This window comes from Pantoea sp. SGAir0175 (assembly GCF_043547855.1).
Map to the genome: position 1 here is coordinate 3,376,061 of NZ_CP028081.1, position 17,811 is coordinate 3,393,871.

Below are 17,811 nucleotides of genomic sequence, written 5' to 3' on the forward strand. Positions count from 1 at the left end.
CGCACGCGGCGCCCGTTGCGGCACATCAGCGGTTAAAGACGCGGTTTTCCTGCTCTGCCACACGAATAAAGGTGGTGCGTTTGGTCAGCTCTTTCAGGCGCTCTGCGCCGACGTAAGTACAGGCCGAACGCAGCCCGCCGAGGATATCCTTCACCGTCTCCGCGACCGGTCCACGCAGCGGCAGACGAACGGTTTTACCTTCTGCGGCGCGGTAGCCCGCCACACCGCCTACATGACGTTTCATCGCGGATTCGGAGCTCATGCCGTAGAACAGCATGAACTGCTCGCCCTGCTCTTCAACAAGAGTGCCTTCGCACTCATCGTGTGCCGCCAGCATGCCGCCGAGCATCACGAAGTCAGCGCCGCCGCCGAACGCCTTGGCGATATCGCCCGGCACGGCGCAACCGCCATCGCTGACAATCTGCCCACCGAGGCCGTGCGCCGCATCAGCACACTCAATCACCGCGGAGAGTTGCGGGTAGCCAACGCCGGTTTTGACGCGCGTGGTGCAGACCGATCCCGGGCCGATTCCCACCTTCACAATGTCGGCACCGGACAGAATCAGCTCTTCGACCATTTCACCGGTCACCACATTCCCGGCACAAATGGTTTTCCCCGGGAAGCTTTCCCGCGCACGCTGCAGGAAGGCAACAAAGTGCTCGGAGTAGCCGTTTGCCACATCAATACAGATAAAATTGAGTTGGGGCGACAGCGCGAGGATCGCGCTTAACTTTGTGAAATCTGCTTCTGAGGTGCCGGTAGAGACCATTACGTGGCTGAGCACCGTGGCCGGTACGCGCTGGATAAAAGTCTGCCACGCTTCAACACTGTAGTGCTTGTGAACGGCGGTCAGCACGTTAAAGCCAGCCAGCGCTTCGGCCATGGTAAAGGTGCCGACGGTATCCATGTTGGCGGCAATCACCGGAACGCCGGACCAGGCGAGGCCTGAATGTTTGAAGGTGAACGTACGTTCCAGCTCAACCTCGGAACGGCTTTTCAGCGTGGAGCGTTTCGGGCGGATCAATACATCTTTAAAGCCCAGTTTTACATCTTCTTCGATACGCATAGCAGAGTGTCCTGGTTAGTGACGACGAACCGCAGTTCGGGTAGCGCTCACGGCTCCAGTGTCGTTATCATACGCGCCATTCGTTCCGCGACAAGACTGCGAATTTCACTTTATTTAAGCTACAATCCGTTAAATTTAGCTGAGAAAACCGATTGTGATCGGGCTCTCATCACGCTGCGGCAGATGAGAAAAATGTTGAGAGAACGCTATGCCTTTTACCGTTGCACTGACCGGCGGCATTGGTAGTGGTAAGAGCACCATTGCTAACGCTTTTGCCGCGCTGAACGTCGACATCATTGATGCCGATGTGATTGCCCGCGAGGTGGTTGAACCGGGCACACCTGCGCTCAATGCGATTGTGAAACGCCATGGAGAATCGATTCTGACCGCAGAAGGCACGCTTTATCGCGCGCGGCTGCGGGAAATTATTTTCCAGCAGCCGCAAGAGAAAAACTGGCTCAATCAACTGCTGCACCCGCTGATTAACGCCCGTACCCAGCAGCTGAAGGCGCAGGCAGCTTCGCCTTACGTCATGTGGGTAGTGCCGCTGCTGGTAGAAAATGGTCTGCAGCATCAGGCCGATCGGGTATTAGTCGTGGATGTCGATGAGGCCACGCAGCTGCAGCGCACCCGCCAGCGTGATGGTATCTCTCTCAGCCAGGCGCAACGGATTCTTGCCGCGCAGGCCAGCCGTCAGCAGCGTTTAGCCTGCGCGGATGACATCATTGATAACAGCGGCACGCCGGAACAGGCTTTGCCGCGCGTTGCTGAACTTCACCAGCGCTATTTACGCCTGGCAGCAACCGGACGGGATTAATATCATGAGCACAGTGGTTCTGTTTGAACACCCATTGAATGAGAAAATGCGCACCTGGCTGCGCGTGGAGTTTTTGATCAACCAGCTGCACGAAACGCTGCCGGTCAACAGCTCGGTTGCCGCACTGGGTGTGTTTCGTATTATTGGCGACCTGCTGGATATCTTCGAACGCGGCGATATGCGCACCGAGCTGTTAAAAGAGCTGGAGCGTCAGCAGCAAAAACTGCGTGCCTGGCTGGATGTGCCGGGTGTCGATGAACACACCGTTAGCCAGCTGCGTGAACAGCTGAAGCAACAATCCAGCGAGCTGATGGCCGCGCCGCGCATGGGTCAGCAGCTGCGCGAAGACCGGCTGATTGCCTCCGTACGTCAGCGCCTGAGCATTCCCGGCGGCTGCTGCAGTTTTGATCTGCCGGGTTTACACATCTGGCTGCACCAGCCACAGGCGCTGCGCGATACTCTGGTGAATAGCTGGCTGGCCTCGCTCGATCCGCTGCGCAACAGCCTGACGATGATCCTCAACCTGATTCGTCAGTCGAGCGTGTTTCGCCATCAGACCAGCCTCAACGGCTTTTATCAGGATAATGCCGAGGGGTCCGACCTGCTGCGCCTGCAGCTGACGCTGGAAGATGCGCTCTATCCGCAGGTCTCTGGTCATAAAAGCCGCTATGCCATCCGCTTTTTACCGCTCGATAGCGAACGCGGTGAAGTGCCGGCGCGACTGAATTTTGAATTAGCCTGTTGTTAGAGGATGTTATGCAGGAAGAGATGATTACCGTACCTTGCCCCAACTGCGGTAAAGCCGTGATGTGGGATGAACTCAGCCCGTGGCGCCCGTTTTGCAGCAAACGCTGTCAGTTGATCGACCTGGGCGAGTGGGCCTCTGAGGAGAAACGCATTCCCAGCAGCGGAGACATGACGGAGAGTGACGACTGGAGTGAAGAGCAGTCGTGATCGGCAGGGGCACGCGGCCCCTGAGTTTAAATCTCGCCCGCCACTAAGCGGGCAATCAGGGCGTGGTTGGCCGGTGGAAATTCATCGGCCACTAAATCACGCTGCTCGACCCAACGCTGCGGCTGACCTTCGCGTCCCCACGGCTCACCCTGCCAGCCCTCCACCAGGAAGAAATGCAGCGTAACATGCAGGTCATCGTAACTGTGGTCGGCCTGACCAATCGCTTTCGCCGCCGTCACCTCAATACCGGTTTCTTCCATCAGCTCACGTTTTAACGCCTGTTCAGCGCTTTCGTGCTGTTCAATTTTTCCGCCCGGGAACTCCCATTTGTTGGCCATGTGCGAGCTTGCTGCGCGCTGGGCAAGAAAGATCTGACGACTGGCATTGCGAATGATGCCCACCGCCACCTGCAGGTGTTTCATAAGCTGGATTCCGCTTGTAGTGAGTGAGCGCTGATTTTAAAGCAGACGCCGGACGATGTTAACTGCTGTCGGCTTCACCGCGATCCTGTCGCACAGATTCCAGTTATTAAGACAGGTCGTAATGATCGCACGGCGCCATGTTGGGAATACTCGCAGCCACTTTACTCTAGCCAGGCCGACTACACATGGAACGCAAACTAACAACGTTTCTGGCGCAAGACGCACAGAAACAGATGAATACCTTACGCCATTTGGTTTTTCACGACATCCTGACGCTCGACAGCGCGCAAAACACCTTAACCTGGTGGCCAGAACAGAAGACCATCCCGCTTAATGAAGCGCAGAAGCGCTTCTTCTCCTGCCTGCTGCTGCGCATCACGTCGAAACGGCAGATTATTGCCACGGTATGGAATGAGAGCTATCCGGGGATCAGCGACAACAACTATCACCAATTGCTGTTTCAGAGCCGGGCGTTGCTGAAACGCTATGGTTTGCCGGATGGGCTGCTGGTTACGCTGCCCTATCATGGCGTGCGGCTGAATGAGGAGAAGCTGATGGCGATTACCCGCTAATCAGCCAAAGAAAAAGGAGCCCGCGGGCTCCTTTTTGTTATCAGGCCAGACGACCGTGACACTGTTTGTATTTTTTACCTGAGCCGCATGGGCACGGATCGTTACGTCCCACTTTCCGCTCACCGCCCTGTGCCGCCAGTGCAGCGGCCGCTGCGGTGTCGTCATCGACGTGACTGAGCTGCTGCTGCTGTGCCAGACGCTCTGCTTCTTCACGACGCTGCTGCTCCATCGCTTCTACTTCTTCCGGCATCCGCACCTGCACTTTGCTCAGGGTGCTGATCACTTCGTACTTCAGCGACTCCAGCATCGCGGCAAACATGGCGAAAGATTCACGTTTGTACTCCTGCTTCGGATCTTTCTGCGCATAGCCACGCAGATGGATACCCTGACGCAGATAGTCCATCGCCGCCAGATGCTCTTTCCAAAGCGAGTCAAGCGTTTGCAGCATCACGCCTTTTTCGAAGTTGCGCATCATTTCTGCGCCGACCACTTCTTCTTTCGCCGCATAGTCTTCGCTGGCGCGGCTCATGATGCGCTCACGCAGCGTCTCTTCATGCAGATCCGGCTCTTTATCCAGCCACTCGGCAATCGGCAGATCCAGATCGAAATCATTGCGCAGACGCTCTTCCAGCCCCGGGACGTCCCACATCTCTTCCAGCGACTGCGGCGGAATGTAAGTGTCGATAGTGGCTTTGAACACATCTTCACGGATGCTGTTGATGGTGTCCGAAACGTCAGAGACATCCAGCAGTTCGTTACGCTGGCTGTAAATGGCGCGGCGCTGATCGTTAGCCACGTCGTCGTATTCCAGCAGCTGTTTACGGATATCGAAGTTGCGGCTTTCAACTTTGCGCTGCGCATTAGCAATCGCTTTGGTTACCCACGGATGCTCAATCGCTTCACCCGGCTTCATACCCAGCTTACGCATCATGTTGGACACACGATCGGAGGCAAAGATACGCATCAGCGCATCTTCCATCGACAGATAGAAGCGCGAAGAACCGGCGTCACCCTGACGGCCCGCACGGCCGCGCAGCTGGTTATCGATACGGCGTGATTCGTGGCGTTCGGTACCGATAATGTGCAGACCGCCTGCCGCCAGCACCGCATCATGGCGCAATTTCCACGCCGCCTTGATGGCTTCAATCTGCTCTTCCGTCGGGTTTTCCAGCGCGGCCACTTCCGCCTGCCAGCTACCGCCGAGCATGATGTCCGTACCACGACCGGCCATGTTGGTCGCGATGGTTACCGCGGCTGGCTGACCTGCCTGTGCCACGATATCCGCTTCGCTGGCGTGGAACTTGGCGTTCAGTACGCTGTGCTTAATACCCGCGCGCGTCAGCTCCTGAGATACCACTTCCGATTTTTCAATCGAGATGGTGCCCACCAGTACCGGCTGACCGTTAGCCGTACAGGTACGAATATCTTCGATAATGGCGTCGATCTTCTCTTTCTCGGTCATGTAGACCAGATCGGCCATATCTTTACGCACCATCGGACGGTTGGTCGGCACCACGATGGTATCGAGTTTGTAGATGGAGCTGAATTCAAACGCTTCAGTATCAGCGGTACCGGTCATACCGGCCAGTTTCTCGTAGATACGGAAGTAGTTCTGGAAGGTGATGGAAGCCAGCGTCTGGTTTTCATTCTGGATCTCCACACCTTCTTTGGCTTCGACCGCCTGATGCAGGCCATCAGACCAGCGACGTCCCTGCATGGTACGGCCGGTGTGTTCATCAACAATGATCACCTCGCCGTCCTTCACGATGTAGTCAACGTCGCGGGTGAACAGTGCATGGGCGCGCAGTGCTGCCGTCACGTGGTGCATCAGCATGATGTTGGTCGGCGAGTAGAGTGATTCGCCCTCATCCATGATGCCCTGACTGACCAGCAGCTCTTCCACTTTCACCAGACCGCGCTCGGTCATGTGCGCCTGACGGGCTTTTTCATCCACCCAGAAGTCACCTTCGCCCTGGAAGTTATCCGAGTCTTCTTTTTCCTGGCGCACCAGGTGTGGAATGATTTTGTTGACCTTGATGTAGAGATCGGAGCTGTCTTCGGCCGGACCCGAGATAATCAGCGGCGTACGCGCTTCATCGATCAGGATCGAGTCCACCTCATCCACCAGCGCATAGTGCAGTTTACGCTGTACGCGCTCTTCCGGACTGAAGGCCATGTTATCGCGCAGATAATCGAAGCCGTATTCGTTGTTGGTGCCGTAGGTGATATCGGCTGCATAGGCAGCGCGCTTAGCCACCGCCGGCATGCCCGGCAGGTTAATACCGACTGTCAGACCGAGGAACTCAAACAGCGGACGGTTGTTTTCGGCGTCACGCTGCGCCAGATAGTCGTTGACGGTCACAACGTGCACGCCCTTGCCGCTCAGCGCGTTCAGGTAGGCTGGCAGCGTCGCAGTCAGGGTTTTACCCTCACCGGTGCGCATCTCCGCGATGCAGCGTTCGTTGAGCACCATGCCGCCGATCAGCTGCACATCAAAGTGGCGCATGCCAAACACGCGCTTACTGGCTTCACGCACGGTGGCGAAGGCTTCGGGAATCAGGCTCTCCAGCGTTTCACCTTTTTTCAGGCGCTCGCGGAATTGATCGGTTTTCGCTTTCAGTTCGTCGTCAGACAGTTTGACGAACTCCGGCTCCATCTTGTTGATGACATCGACCACTTTACGCATGCGGCGCAGAGTACGATCATTGCTGCTACCAAAAACTTTCGTTAACAATTTGATTAACATAATAAATTTATCTCAATTCAGCCGTAACAATACGGGCTGCAAAGGCAAAAAACAGAAACAGGAAAATAACGTTAGCTTTGAGCAATGAAAGGTCCGGCGCGGATGCCATGAATAGCAGCCTGCCAGTCAGCAGAAGAGTGAACGTTGGGCGAAACATGATGCGCTCGCGACGGCGGTGCCATCGTGGCTAAAGGTTGCGCGGGTGAAGTCAGCAGCGCCTGCAGCGAGTCAATCAGCGCCAGCTTTTGCGCCGCCAGCGGCAATGCATGCTCCGCTTCCGCGGTCGCGGGCGGCGTCATGCTGAATGAGAGATGGCGAATAACGGTGCGGATGGCGTGCTGATGCCAGTAGTCAACGTTGAAACTGGGGCGACGCGCGCTTTCCTGCAGGCGAATCAGGTGATCAAACCGCACCACCTTGCCGGTAAACAGGCTGCTGACCGGCGAATCGCTGCTGGTGGGCTCTGCGCTTTGTGCACAGGCAGGCAGGCCGAGACTGGCCGCCACCATTCCCAACAGGAGATGAGGCCAGAAATAGCGTCTGCCGAGTTGTCGCCAGCGTGAGAAAATCCCGATCACCTTTCGTCCATCATGCCAGTCATTAAGCGCTAAGCCAGAGTTGCGTTACGTACCCTGCTTACATGAGCGCCAGATAATAGCACTTATGTGGGGCTTCGACATCAGGGATTAAAGGGCTTACGGCGGATTTCACGTTTTTTTGCGCAGGGTTTGGTCGCTGACAAAAGGGTTTTGCGAGCGGGATTACAGCCTCAGCGGCGGGCAATAAAAAACGGCGGGTTCCACTGACCGGAGAGGGTGTCAGGGAAGCCCGCCGTTTGATGGCTGACTTATTAAGCCAGCACTAAATTTGGCGCTTTGAAGGCCAGTGGCAGTTCAGCTTCGTCTTCGAAGGTCGCCCATTCCCAGGCTTCCTGTTTCGCCAGCACCGCCTGCAACAGTTTGTTGTTCAGCGCATGGCCGGACTTGAACGCAGAGAATGCGCCAATCACGTTATGACCACACATGAACAGGTCGCCGATGGCGTCCAGCATTTTGTGACGCACGAACTCATCTTCAAAGCGCAGGCCATCTTCATTCAATACGCGGAAGTCATCGAGGCCAATCGCACAATCTAAACTACCGCCCAGGCACAGGCCTTTAGACTGCAGATATTCGATTTCACGCATAAAGCCGAAGGTGCGCGCACGGCTAATCTGACGCACAAAGGATTCAGCCGAGAAATTGAGCTGGTAACGCTGCGAGCTTGAGTCGATCGCCGGATGTTTGAAGTCGATGGTGAAGTCGAGTGAAAAACCGTTGTACGGTTTGATCTCGGCCCACTTATCGCCATCTTCTACCCGTACCGTTTGCTTCACGCGCACGAATTTCTTCGCACTGTTCAGCTCTTCGACACCGGCATCCATCAGCAAATAAACAAAAGGCGCGGCACTGCCATCCATGATCGGAATTTCTGGCGCATCAACTTCAACAATAATGTTGTCGATACCCAGACCTGCCAATGCAGCATTCAGGTGTTCAACCGTCGAAATACGCACGCCTTCATCATTCACCAGGCAGGTACTCAGCATGGTGTCGCGCACGTATTTTGCATCAGCCGGGAAATCAACCGGTGGATTCAAGTCAGTGCGACGATAGATGACCCCGGTATTAGCCGACGCAGGGCGTAAAGTCAGCGTGACTTTTTTGCCGGTATGCAAACCGACGCCAGTCGCCTGAACAATACGTTTTAATGTCCTTTGTTTGATCATCGCATTATCTCGCAATATTACCCATCCGACCGCCAGTATAAATTACCGGCGGGCGAATACTTTAGCACAAAGAGCGGAGAATCCCAATTCTCAGGATATTCTTAGTCTGCCTGTTTACGCAGGAAGGCTGGAATATCAAGATAGTCAGGCTCTTTGCTGGATGACGCTGGCTGGTCATTCACCACTTTCGCGGCCGGTTTCTGCTCCTGCGGCAGCGGCGCCATGCCGTGCTGCTGGTAGCGATGATCCATGACCGGCTGAGTCGCAGGCTTGTTAGTCACCAGGGTGATTTCCGGACGTTTGTCCATGCCGATACCGGTCGCCACCACGGTGACGCGCAGCTCGTCGTTCATCTCTGGATCCAGCGAGGTACCGATAACCACGGTCGCGTTGTCCGAGGCGAAGGCGCGGATGGTGTTACCCACGGTTTCGAACTCATCCAGACGCAGGTCGAAGCCCGCCGTGATGTTGACCAGCACGCCACGCGCACCCGACAGATCGATATCTTCCAGCAGCGGGCTGGAGATCGCCATTTCGGCCGCTTCTTCAGCACGGTCCTCACCACAGGCAACGCCAGAACCCATCATCGCGTAACCCATTTCTGACATCACGGTACGCACGTCGGCGAAGTCGACGTTCATCAGACCCGGACGGGTAATCAGTTCTGCGATACCCTGCACCGCACCTTTCAGCACGTCGTTAGCCGCACCGAAGGCATCCAGCAGAGAGATACCACGGCCCAGCACTTTCAGCAGCTTGTCGTTAGGAATGGTGATCAGTGAATCAACATGCTTGGACAGCTCTGCGATACCCTGCTCAGCAAACGCCATGCGTTTTTTCCCTTCGAAGTTGAAGGGCTTCGTCACCACCGCAACCGTCAGGATACCTAAATCTTTGGCTACTTCAGCCACCACAGGAGCTGCACCGGTACCAGTACCGCCACCCATGCCCGCGGCGATAAACACCATGTCTGCCCCTTCCAGCGCAGAACGCAGTGCTTCGCGATCCTCTTCCGCCGAGGTACGACCGACTTCCGGGTTAGCACCCGCACCGAGACCTTTGGTGATATTGGTCCCGATCTGAATCGTCTGGCCGACCGCCGTTTTACGCAACGCCTGCGCGTCGGTATTCACAGCGAAGAATTCCACACCTTCGATACGCTCGCGTACCATGTGCTCTACGGCGTTGCCACCGCCACCGCCGACGCCGATGACTTTAATCACCGCGTCATTGGTTAATTCCATAGGTTCAAACATGATTTCTCTCCGTTATGTGCCTGTCGCCTGGAGATCATAAACATTGCCTGATGATCTCCTTTTTCAAAAAATTAAAACTCTTTCTTCAGCCAGCTGTTGATGCGTTTAAACCAATTGCCCACTGAAGCACGTTTTTCCGTTTCTGCATCACCGTTCATGTGTGACTCTTTGCCGTAATGCAGCAGGCCAACCGCCGTCGAGTAGTACGGCTCCTGCGCATAATCCGTCAGGCCGGTGATGTTAAGCGGCTGACCGATGCGCACCTGGGTGTGGAACACCCGCTGTGCACAGGCCGCCAGACCTTCAATCTGCGCCGCACCGCCGGTCAGCACAATACCGGCTGCCAGATGGTGCTTAACGCCCTGCTGGCGCAGTTGCTCCTGCAGTTGCAGAATCTCGTCGTTCACCAGATTCAGCAGTTCGGTGTAACGCGGCTCAATCACTTCTGCCAGCGTCTGGCGCTGCAGGCTGCGCGGCGGACGTCCACCCACGCTCGGCACCTCGACGTTTTCGTCTTTGCCGACAATCGAACCCAGCGCACAACCATGACGCACTTTAATCGCTTCGGCGTCGGTTGGCGGTGTGCCAAAGGCATAGGCGATGTCGCTGGTCACCACGTTCCCGGCATAGGGAATCACTTTGGTATGACGCAGCGCGCCGCCGGTGTACACCGCGATATCCATTGTACCGCCACCGATGTCAACAACACAGACTCCCAGCTCACGTTCATCTTCGGTCAGCACCGAAAAACTGGATGCCAGTCCGGCAAAAATCAGTTGGTCAACTTTCAGGCCACAACGTTCAACGGCTTTCACGATATTTTTTGCCATATCGTTGTGGCAGGTGATGAGATGCACCTTGGCCTGCATACGCACGCCGGAAAGGCCAACCGGATTTTTAATGCCTTCCTGATAATCGATGGCGTATTCCTGTGGAATCACATGCAGAATACGATGTTCGTCGCGCACGCGAACGGATTTCGCCGTATGCACCACGTTTTCCACATCATCCTGAGTGACTTCCTCTTCGGAAATCGGAACCATCCCGATTTCGTTCTGACAACTAATATGTTTGCCCGATAAAGCAAGGTATACCGACGAAATCTGGCAGTCTGCCATCAATTCCGCCTGGTCGATGGCGCGCTGAACGCACTTCACCACCGACTCCAGATCGTTCACGCCGCCTTTGTCCATACCGCGGGACGGGCAGCTGCCGACGCCAATAATGTTGACCATACCATCGGGCAGAATTTCCCCAACCAGGGCGGCGACCTTCGCAGTGCCGATTTCAAGTCCTACTACCAGTTTTCTGTCCGTTGCCTTGATCATTGTGGTTTAGCCTGTGCCTGGTTTTGTTGCTGATTACTGTCCTGTGGCTCAATCGGTGCCGGTGCCCAGCCTACTGCGGCGCCGGAGTCATAGCGTAGATCAACATAGCTGATGCGCTGGTTCTGACTCTGGCCCTGCTGCTGCAACTCCGGATAGAGCTCAATAAAACGGTTCAGACGCTTCATGGTATCGCTGCGCCCCAGTTCGATGCGCACATCGTCGCTGGTCACCAGCTGCCACGAGCGCCGCGCCGTCATCGACGCGACCTTCAGGGTAAACTTACTGGCCCGCAGCACATCACTCATGGTGTGATAGCCGGCCAATACCTCTTTCTCACTGCCTTCCGGCCCATACAGCATCGGCAACGTCTCTTTGCCGATGTGGCTGGCCGGGACGCTGAAGGAGACGCCATCGGCGTCCACCATGTGCGAGTCATTCCAGCGTGCCACCGGGACGTACTCCACCAGGTTTATCTTCAGCTCATCAGGCCACTGCTTGCGCACGCTAACCTGTTTAATCCACGGTAAACGCTCGATCTGCTGCTGGATAATATCCACGTTCTGCGACATGAACGTTCCCGGCGCGCCGAGCGATAAAATCGCCTGACGAATATCATCGTGCGTGGTGTAGTGGGTTTCGCCCGTCACCACCAGCTTCGACAGCGGCAGACGCGACGCATCATTCATCCACTTCAGCACCACGAGGCCGCCAGCCACCATGATGCCCATCACCAGCAGCAGGAACACGATGCCAAACAGCCGTGCTCCGTTGCTCCGTCCGGAGCGCGCACGCTCCTGAGGTTCGCGATTTCTAACGCGCAGTGCCGCCTGAGACATATCAGTCAGCCAGCTCCAGAATGCGCGCCACCAGTTGCGGGAAGCTGTATCCCGCCTGCTTTGCCGCCATCGGCACCAGGCTGTGGCTGGTCATGCCTGGCGAGGTGTTCACTTCCAGCAGCTGGAAATTGCCGTCACCGTCGACCATCACATCAACCCGTCCCCAGCCGCTGCAGCCTAACGCGCGCCACGCGGCCAGCACTAATGTCTGCAGTTCCGCCTCTTTCTCCGCACTCAGGCCGCTCGGGCAGAAGTATTGAGTATCGTCAGAAATGTATTTTGCTTCATAGTCATAGAACTCGCTGGCGGTCTGAATTCTGATTGACGGCAGAATTTCGTCGCCGACGATGCCCACGGTGTATTCGGCGCCGCTGAGAAAAGCTTCCACCAGCACGTCATCATCATGGCGAAACGCCTCCTGCAGCGCGGCTGGCAGCGCTTCCGCCTGGTTCACGCGGCTGATACCGACACTGGAACCTTCACAGCTTGGCTTCACAAATAGCGGCAGTCCGAGCGCGGCAATCGACGCCTGCGCTGCAGCATCCAGCCCCTGCTCATACTGCTGGCGCGTCAGCCAGACAAATTTGCCCGCCGGCAATCCCCTGCCCTGCCACAGCAGTTTGCTGCGCAGTTTATCCATGGTGATGGCCGACGCCATGACGCCGCTGCCGGTGTAGGGCAGTTGCAGAAACTCCAGCAGCGCCTGCAGCGTGCCGTCTTCGCCACCGCGACCGTGCAGCGCGATAAACGCTTTTGCAAAGCCCTGCTGCGGGAGGTCCAGCACTGAGACGTCACGGGTGTCGACACCGTGCGCATCAATGCCCATCTCACGCAGTCCCGCCAGCACCGCGCTGCCGGACATCAGTGACACCTCGCGCTCGGCGGAGGTACCGCCCATCAATACCGCGACTTTCTCAGCCATGGCGCGCCTCCGTGTTCAGAGCCGGCTGCAGCTGAATCTCAGCCAGCTTGCGGGCAATTTTGCCGATGTTGCCGGCGCCCTGCACAATCACCAGATCGTCGCCGGACAGCAGCGGTGCCAGCGCATCCGGCAGCGCTTCGTGCTCGGAGACCAGAATCGGATCGACCTTGCCGCGATTGCGGATGGCACGGCACAGTGAACGACTGTCCGCGCCCGGAATAGCGGCTTCGCCCGCCGGGTAGACATCCAGCATCAGTAACACATCCACCTGTGACAGCACATTGGCGAAATCATCGAACAGGTCGCGGGTGCGCGTGTAGCGATGCGGCTGAAACACCATCACCAGCTTTTTCTCTGGCCAGCCGGCGCGCGCCGCTTTGATGGTGACATCCACTTCGGTCGGATGATGACCATAATCGTCGACCAGCATCGCGCTGCCCGCTTTGCCGTTAACCGCCGCAGTGTCGAACTCGCCCAGCACGTCGAAACGGCGACCGGTGCCCTGGAAACTCTCCAGCGCCGCCAGAATGGCGTTGTCGTCAATACCCTCTTCGCTGGCAACCGCCACGGCTGCCGCGGCGTTCAGCGCGTTATGGCGACCCGGCGCATTCAGCGTCACGTGCAGCACCGGTTTGTCCTGACGAATCAGGGTGAAGTGGCCCTGCGCGCCGCGCTGTTCGTAGTTTTCGACCCGCACATCCGCATCGTCGCTGAAACCATAGGTGGTGACCTGACGGCCCACGCGCGGAATCAGGTCGCGAATCACCACATCGTCCACGCACATCACCGCGCGCCCGTAGAACGGCAGGTTGTGCAGGAAGTTAATAAACGTCTGCTTCAGGTTCTCAAAATCGCCCTGATAGGTATCCATGTGATCCGCTTCGATGTTGGTGACAATCGCCACCATCGGTTGCAGATGCAGGAAAGAGGCGTCGCTTTCGTCCGCTTCCGCAATCAGATAACGGCTGCTGCCGAGGCGCGCGTGCGTACCCGCCGCTTTAACCAGACCGCCATTGACGAACGTCGGATCGAGACCGCCTTCCGCATAAATACTGGTCACCATCGCGGTGGTGGTGGTTTTGCCGTGCGTGCCGGCAATCGCGATGCCGTGACGGAAACGCATCAGCTCAGCCAGCATCTCCGCCCGGCGGATCACCGGGATACGCTGCTCACGCGCCGCCACCAGCTCCGGGTTATCCTGCGCCACGGCGGTGGAAACCACGACGACGCTGGCGTCGGTAACATTTTCCGGGCGATGGTTGAAGTAAATGGTCGCGCCCAGCGAGGCCAGATGCTGCGTAACCGGATTGGGCGCCAGATCGGAGCCGCTAATGTGATAGCCTTCGTTCGCCAACACCTCGGCAATACCGCCCATGCCGGCACCGCCGATGCCGACAAAGTGGATGTGCCGGACGCGACGCATCTCGGGCACAATAGAACGCAGTTTTGCCAATTGTTGTGTATTCATCTGTCTCTGTTACCTGTTTTCCCGTTTGCACCTGCATTCAGATGCGGGCCAGTCAAACTGACCGGTTAACTTACTTCGCGACGCGCGCAACCTCTTGTGCCACCCGTTCGGTCGCATCAGGAATCGCGACCTGGCGGGCTTTTTCCGCCATCGCCAGCAGCGTGGCGCGATCCCAGTGGCGCAGCGTGTCTGCGACGGCCGCAGCAGTAAACTGCGGCTGCTCGAAAATTTTGGCCGCGCCGGCTTTTTCCAGCGGCAGCGCATTCCAGTACTGCTGACGATCTTTGTGCTGGAACGGCACGAAAATCGCCGGTAAACCCGCCGCCGCCACTTCACTGACGGTCAGCGCGCCGGAGCGGCACACCACCACATCGGCCCACGCATAGGCTTGCGCCATGTCATCGATAAACTCGGTGACCTTGTGCTGCGGCTGGCCAGCGGCCTGATACGCCTGCTGCACGGTCTCCCGTGCACCTTTGCCGGTCTGATGCCACAACGTGATGGCGTCACCCAGTTCGGCGGCGACCTGCGGCACGATCTGATTGAGGATGCGCGCCCCCTGACTACCGCCAATCACCAGCACGCGAATCGGCCCGCTGCGGTGTGCCAGACGCTGCGCCGGAAGCGGCAGCGCCAGCACATCATTACGCACCGGGTTGCCCACCACCTCGGCAGTGGGGAACGCGCCCGGAAAGGCCTGCATCACTGTGGTGGCGATCTTCGCCAGCCACTTATTGGTCAGGCCGGCAATACCGTTCTGCTCGTGCAGCACCACCGGGATGCCGCAACTCCACGCCGCAAGGCCGCCCGGACCGGAAACATAACCGCCCATGCCCAGCACCACATCCGGCTGCCAGTTTTTCATGATGCGGCGCGCCTGGCGCCACGCATTGAAAATGCGCACCGGTGCCAGCAGCAGGGCCTTTACGCCTTTACCGCGCAGTCCGCTGATGCGAATGAAGTCGATATCGATGCCATGCTTTGGCACCAGATCGGCTTCCATCCGGTCTGCGGTTCCCAGCCAGCGCACCTGCCAGCCTTGTTCGATCAGATGATGCGCCACGGCCAGTCCGGGGAACACATGTCCGCCGGTACCCCCTGCCATGACCATCAGCCGTTTACCACTCATCGGGCACCTCGGGTAAACGCCTGGGCTTTTGCCAGACGTGTTTCATAATCTATGCGCAATAAAAACACGATGGCGGTCGACATAATGATCAGACTCGATCCACCGTAACTGATCAGCGGCAGCGTCAGGCCCTTGGTCGGCAGCATACCCGCCGCCGCACCAACGTTAACCAGCGCCTGGAAGCTAAACCACACCCCAATGGAACAGGCGAGGAAGCCGGAAAAACGCTGGTCGATCTCCAGCGCGCGACGGCCAATCGACATTGCGCGAAAAGCGACGAAGAATACCATCAACAGCGCCAAAACCACACCGACATAACCCAACTCTTCACCGATAATTGAGAAGATAAAGTCGGTATGCGCTTCCGGCAGATACTCCAGTTTCTGCACCGAGTTGCCCAGGCCCTGTCCCCAGAACTCACCGCGGCCAAACGCCATCAGCGACTGGGTCAGCTGGTAGCCGCTGCCGAATGGATCTTCCCACGGGTTCCAGAAGGAGGTCACGCGGCGCATACGGTAAGGTTCCGCGATAATCAGCAGCACCACGGCGAAAATGCCCGAGCCGATAATCGCCAGGAACTGCCACAGTTTGGCGCCCGCCAGGAACAGCATCGCCAGCGTGGTAACAAACAGCACCACCACAGTGCCGAGGTCCGGCTGGGCCAGCAGCAGCACCGCCAGCACCACCATCACGCCCATCGGCTTACAGAAGCCCCAGAAGTTGTTCCGCACCTCTTCCACTTTGCGCACCAGATAACTGGCGAGATAGCAGAACAGCGACAGCTTGGATAACTCCGCCGGCTGAATACGCAGCGGCCCGAGCGCGATCCAGCGCGATGCGCCGTTAACCGAGCTACCGACCACCAGTACGATCAGCAGCATCGCCACCGAAGCCATCAGCATCGCGTTACTGTAGCGCTGCCAGAAATCCATCGGTACGCGCAGCGTCACTAACGCCATCCCCAGCGCCAGTGCGATATAAAAGGCATCTCGCTTGGCAAAGTAGAACGGATCGTCGTTAAGACGCTGTCCAACCGGCATCGACGCCGAGGTGACCATGACAAAACCGATAATCGCCAGGCCAAATGTCAGCCATAGCAGCGTGCGGTCATACAGCACCACCGGCGCGTCGTCGTTGTCGCGCGCGCCCATCACCCAATCACGCAGGCGCAGCGAAATAAAACTGGCGATACTGGCTCCGGGAATACGCATCAGCTCAGCTCCTTCGCCAGTTGCGCGAAGCGATCGCCACGCTGTTCAAAATTACGGAACTGGTCGAGGCTGGCGCACGCCGGTGACAGCAGCACCAGGTCGCCCGCCTGCACCTGCGCGGCAATCTGCGTCATCGCCTGTTCGAGCGTGTCGGTGCGCGTCGCCACTGCCGGACGCAGCGCGGCCAGCGCGTCGCCGTCGCGGCCAAAGCAGAACAGCCGCACGTTGTCGCCCTGCAGATAGCGCGCCAGCGGCGTAAAGTCCGCCCCTTTGCCATCGCCACCCAGCAGCAGCCACAGCGTACCTTTCACCTGCAGGCCGTTAAGCGCGGCTTCGGTGCTGCCCACGTTGGTGGCTTTCGAATCATTAATCCAGCGCACGCCATGCGCTTCGTGCACCAGCTGGAAGCGATGCGGCAGGCCGCTGTAGGTGGTTAACGCTTTCAGGCTGGAGGCGCGCGGGATATTCACCGCATCGGCCAGCGCCAGCGCGGCCAGCGCATTGGTGTAATTGTGCTGCCCGACCAGCTTCATCTCGTCGGTATTAAGGACTTTCTCGCCCTTCACCCGCAGCCAGGTACTGCCCTGCTGCTGGTTGAGGTGATAATCGCCCACGTCGATGCCAAAGCTGACGCAGCGGCGATCGGCGCCGCGCACCGGCATGGTCATGCCATCGTCGGCATTCACCACGCAGATATCCGCGTTTTCATAGATGCGTAATTTAGCGGCGCGGTACTGCTGCATGCCGAGCGGATAGCGATCCATATGATCCTCAGTGACGTTGAGGATGGTTGCCGCCGCCGCTTTCAGGCTGTAGGTGGTTTCCAGCTGGAAGCTGGAGAGCTCCAGCACATACAGCTGCGCCGGCGATTTGAGCAGTGTCAGCGCTGGCAGCCCAATGTTGCCGCCTACGCCCACCTGCCAGCCCGCGGCGCGCGCCATTTCGCCCACCAGCGTGGTGACGGTACTTTTGCCATTGGAACCGGTGATCGCCACAATCGGCGCCTGCGCTTCACGGCAGAACAGTTCGATATCGCCGACAATTTCAATGCCGGCGTCAGCCGCTTCGCTCAGCGCCGGGTGCGCCAGCGCGATGCCCGGGCTGGCGATGATCAGATCGCATGCCAGCAGCCAGTCGCTGTTGATACCGCCAACGTGGCGCTCCACCTGCTCTGGCAGTTTGTCCAGCCCCGGCGGTGACACACGGGTATCCATCACGCGGGGCGTCACGCCCTGCGCGAGGAAGAAATCAACACAGGACAGGCCGGTAATGCCTAATCCAATGATGACGACTTTTCTGCCCCGATAGTCAGCCAT

The 17,811-nt window shown here is 57.8% G+C and carries 17 protein-coding genes; 4 read left to right on the forward strand and 13 right to left on the reverse strand.

The annotated features are described in order from the left end of the window. Positions 1 to 25: 25 nt before the first annotated feature. Positions 26 to 1,066 (reverse strand): GMP reductase, encoded by a 1,041-nt coding sequence (locus C1N56_RS15905; RefSeq protein ID WP_021507548.1) that lies wholly within the window; start codon positions 1,064 to 1,066, stop codon positions 26 to 28. A gap of 208 nt (positions 1,067 to 1,274) precedes the next feature. Between C1N56_RS15905 and coaE the strand changes: the two genes are divergently transcribed. The 3 genes from coaE to yacG are packed head-to-tail and all read left to right on the forward strand — an operon-like array spanning position 1,275 to position 2,837. Then, the gene (gene coaE, locus C1N56_RS15910) at positions 1,275 to 1,883 is read left to right on the forward strand and encodes a dephospho-CoA kinase (RefSeq protein ID WP_088516649.1); all 609 of its coding nucleotides are present in this window, start codon (positions 1,275 to 1,277) and stop codon (positions 1,881 to 1,883) included. 4 nt (positions 1,884 to 1,887) lie between these two features. Then, complete coding sequence (gene zapD / locus C1N56_RS15915; RefSeq protein ID WP_394516856.1) at positions 1,888 to 2,631, forward strand: cell division protein ZapD; 744 nt, start codon at positions 1,888 to 1,890, stop codon at positions 2,629 to 2,631. Between the two features lie 8 nt (positions 2,632 to 2,639). After that, a complete protein-coding gene (gene yacG / locus C1N56_RS15920) occupies positions 2,640 to 2,837 on the forward strand; it encodes a DNA gyrase inhibitor YacG (protein ID WP_394516857.1) in 198 nt (65 codons plus the stop codon). Positions 2,838 to 2,863: 26 nt separating this feature from the next. On the opposite strand, the gene mutT is transcribed toward yacG, so the two are convergent. Further along, complete coding sequence (gene mutT, locus C1N56_RS15925; RefSeq protein WP_394516858.1) at positions 2,864 to 3,259, reverse strand: 8-oxo-dGTP diphosphatase MutT; 396 nt, start codon at positions 3,257 to 3,259, stop codon at positions 2,864 to 2,866. 233 nt (positions 3,260 to 3,492) lie between these two features. On the opposite strand from mutT, the gene C1N56_RS15930 reads away from it, so the two are divergent. Then, complete coding sequence (locus tag C1N56_RS15930; RefSeq protein ID WP_227746431.1) at positions 3,493 to 3,831, forward strand: winged helix-turn-helix domain-containing protein; 339 nt, start codon at positions 3,493 to 3,495, stop codon at positions 3,829 to 3,831. A gap of 40 nt (positions 3,832 to 3,871) precedes the next feature. Here the strand turns inward: C1N56_RS15930 and secA are convergent, their stop codons facing one another. The 11 genes from secA to murD form a co-directional block, all read right to left on the reverse strand. Continuing rightward, the gene (gene secA, locus C1N56_RS15935; RefSeq protein ID WP_125308873.1) at positions 3,872 to 6,577 is read right to left on the reverse strand and encodes a preprotein translocase subunit SecA; all 2,706 of its coding nucleotides are present in this window, start codon (positions 6,575 to 6,577) and stop codon (positions 3,872 to 3,874) included. Between the two features lie 71 nt (positions 6,578 to 6,648). Further along, on the reverse strand, positions 6,649 to 7,155 hold the full coding sequence (gene secM / locus C1N56_RS15940; RefSeq protein ID WP_058774823.1) for a secA translation cis-regulator SecM: 507 nt from the start codon (positions 7,153 to 7,155) through the stop codon (positions 6,649 to 6,651). A gap of 272 nt (positions 7,156 to 7,427) precedes the next feature. Continuing rightward, positions 7,428 to 8,345 carry a UDP-3-O-acyl-N-acetylglucosamine deacetylase gene (gene lpxC / locus C1N56_RS15945; protein WP_031279703.1) on the reverse strand — a complete coding sequence of 306 codons (918 nt, stop codon included), beginning with the start codon at positions 8,343 to 8,345 and terminating at the stop codon, positions 7,428 to 7,430. A gap of 101 nt (positions 8,346 to 8,446) precedes the next feature. Then, positions 8,447 to 9,601 carry a cell division protein FtsZ gene (gene ftsZ / locus C1N56_RS15950; protein WP_021507556.1) on the reverse strand — a complete coding sequence of 385 codons (1,155 nt, stop codon included), beginning with the start codon at positions 9,599 to 9,601 and terminating at the stop codon, positions 8,447 to 8,449. Between the two features lie 71 nt (positions 9,602 to 9,672). Beyond that, positions 9,673 to 10,929 (reverse strand): cell division protein FtsA, encoded by a 1,257-nt coding sequence (gene ftsA, locus C1N56_RS15955; protein WP_013507861.1) that lies wholly within the window; start codon positions 10,927 to 10,929, stop codon positions 9,673 to 9,675. Continuing rightward, the gene (ftsQ, locus tag C1N56_RS15960) at positions 10,926 to 11,765 is read right to left on the reverse strand and encodes a cell division protein FtsQ (RefSeq protein ID WP_021507557.1); all 840 of its coding nucleotides are present in this window, start codon (positions 11,763 to 11,765) and stop codon (positions 10,926 to 10,928) included. Before ftsQ ends, ftsA begins: the two co-directional genes overlap by 4 nt. A gap of 1 nt (position 11,766) precedes the next feature. Beyond that, positions 11,767 to 12,687: a D-alanine--D-alanine ligase gene (locus tag C1N56_RS15965; RefSeq protein WP_127833676.1), complete on the reverse strand. Its 921-nt coding sequence runs from the start codon at positions 12,685 to 12,687 to the stop codon at positions 11,767 to 11,769. Beyond that, positions 12,680 to 14,155, reverse strand: coding sequence for a UDP-N-acetylmuramate--L-alanine ligase (murC, locus tag C1N56_RS15970; RefSeq protein WP_394516859.1), 1,476 nt, complete (start codon positions 14,153 to 14,155; stop codon positions 12,680 to 12,682). The genes C1N56_RS15965 and murC overlap by 8 nt, the downstream gene beginning before the upstream one ends. A gap of 70 nt (positions 14,156 to 14,225) precedes the next feature. Then, complete coding sequence (gene murG / locus C1N56_RS15975) at positions 14,226 to 15,284, reverse strand: undecaprenyldiphospho-muramoylpentapeptide beta-N-acetylglucosaminyltransferase (protein ID WP_059010288.1); 1,059 nt, start codon at positions 15,282 to 15,284, stop codon at positions 14,226 to 14,228. Further along, complete coding sequence (gene ftsW, locus C1N56_RS15980; protein WP_021507561.1) at positions 15,281 to 16,495, reverse strand: cell division protein FtsW; 1,215 nt, start codon at positions 16,493 to 16,495, stop codon at positions 15,281 to 15,283. Before ftsW ends, murG begins: the two co-directional genes overlap by 4 nt. Then, positions 16,495 to 17,811 carry a UDP-N-acetylmuramoyl-L-alanine--D-glutamate ligase gene (gene murD / locus C1N56_RS15985; protein ID WP_059010290.1) on the reverse strand — a complete coding sequence of 439 codons (1,317 nt, stop codon included), beginning with the start codon at positions 17,809 to 17,811 and terminating at the stop codon, positions 16,495 to 16,497. The genes ftsW and murD overlap by 1 nt, the downstream gene beginning before the upstream one ends.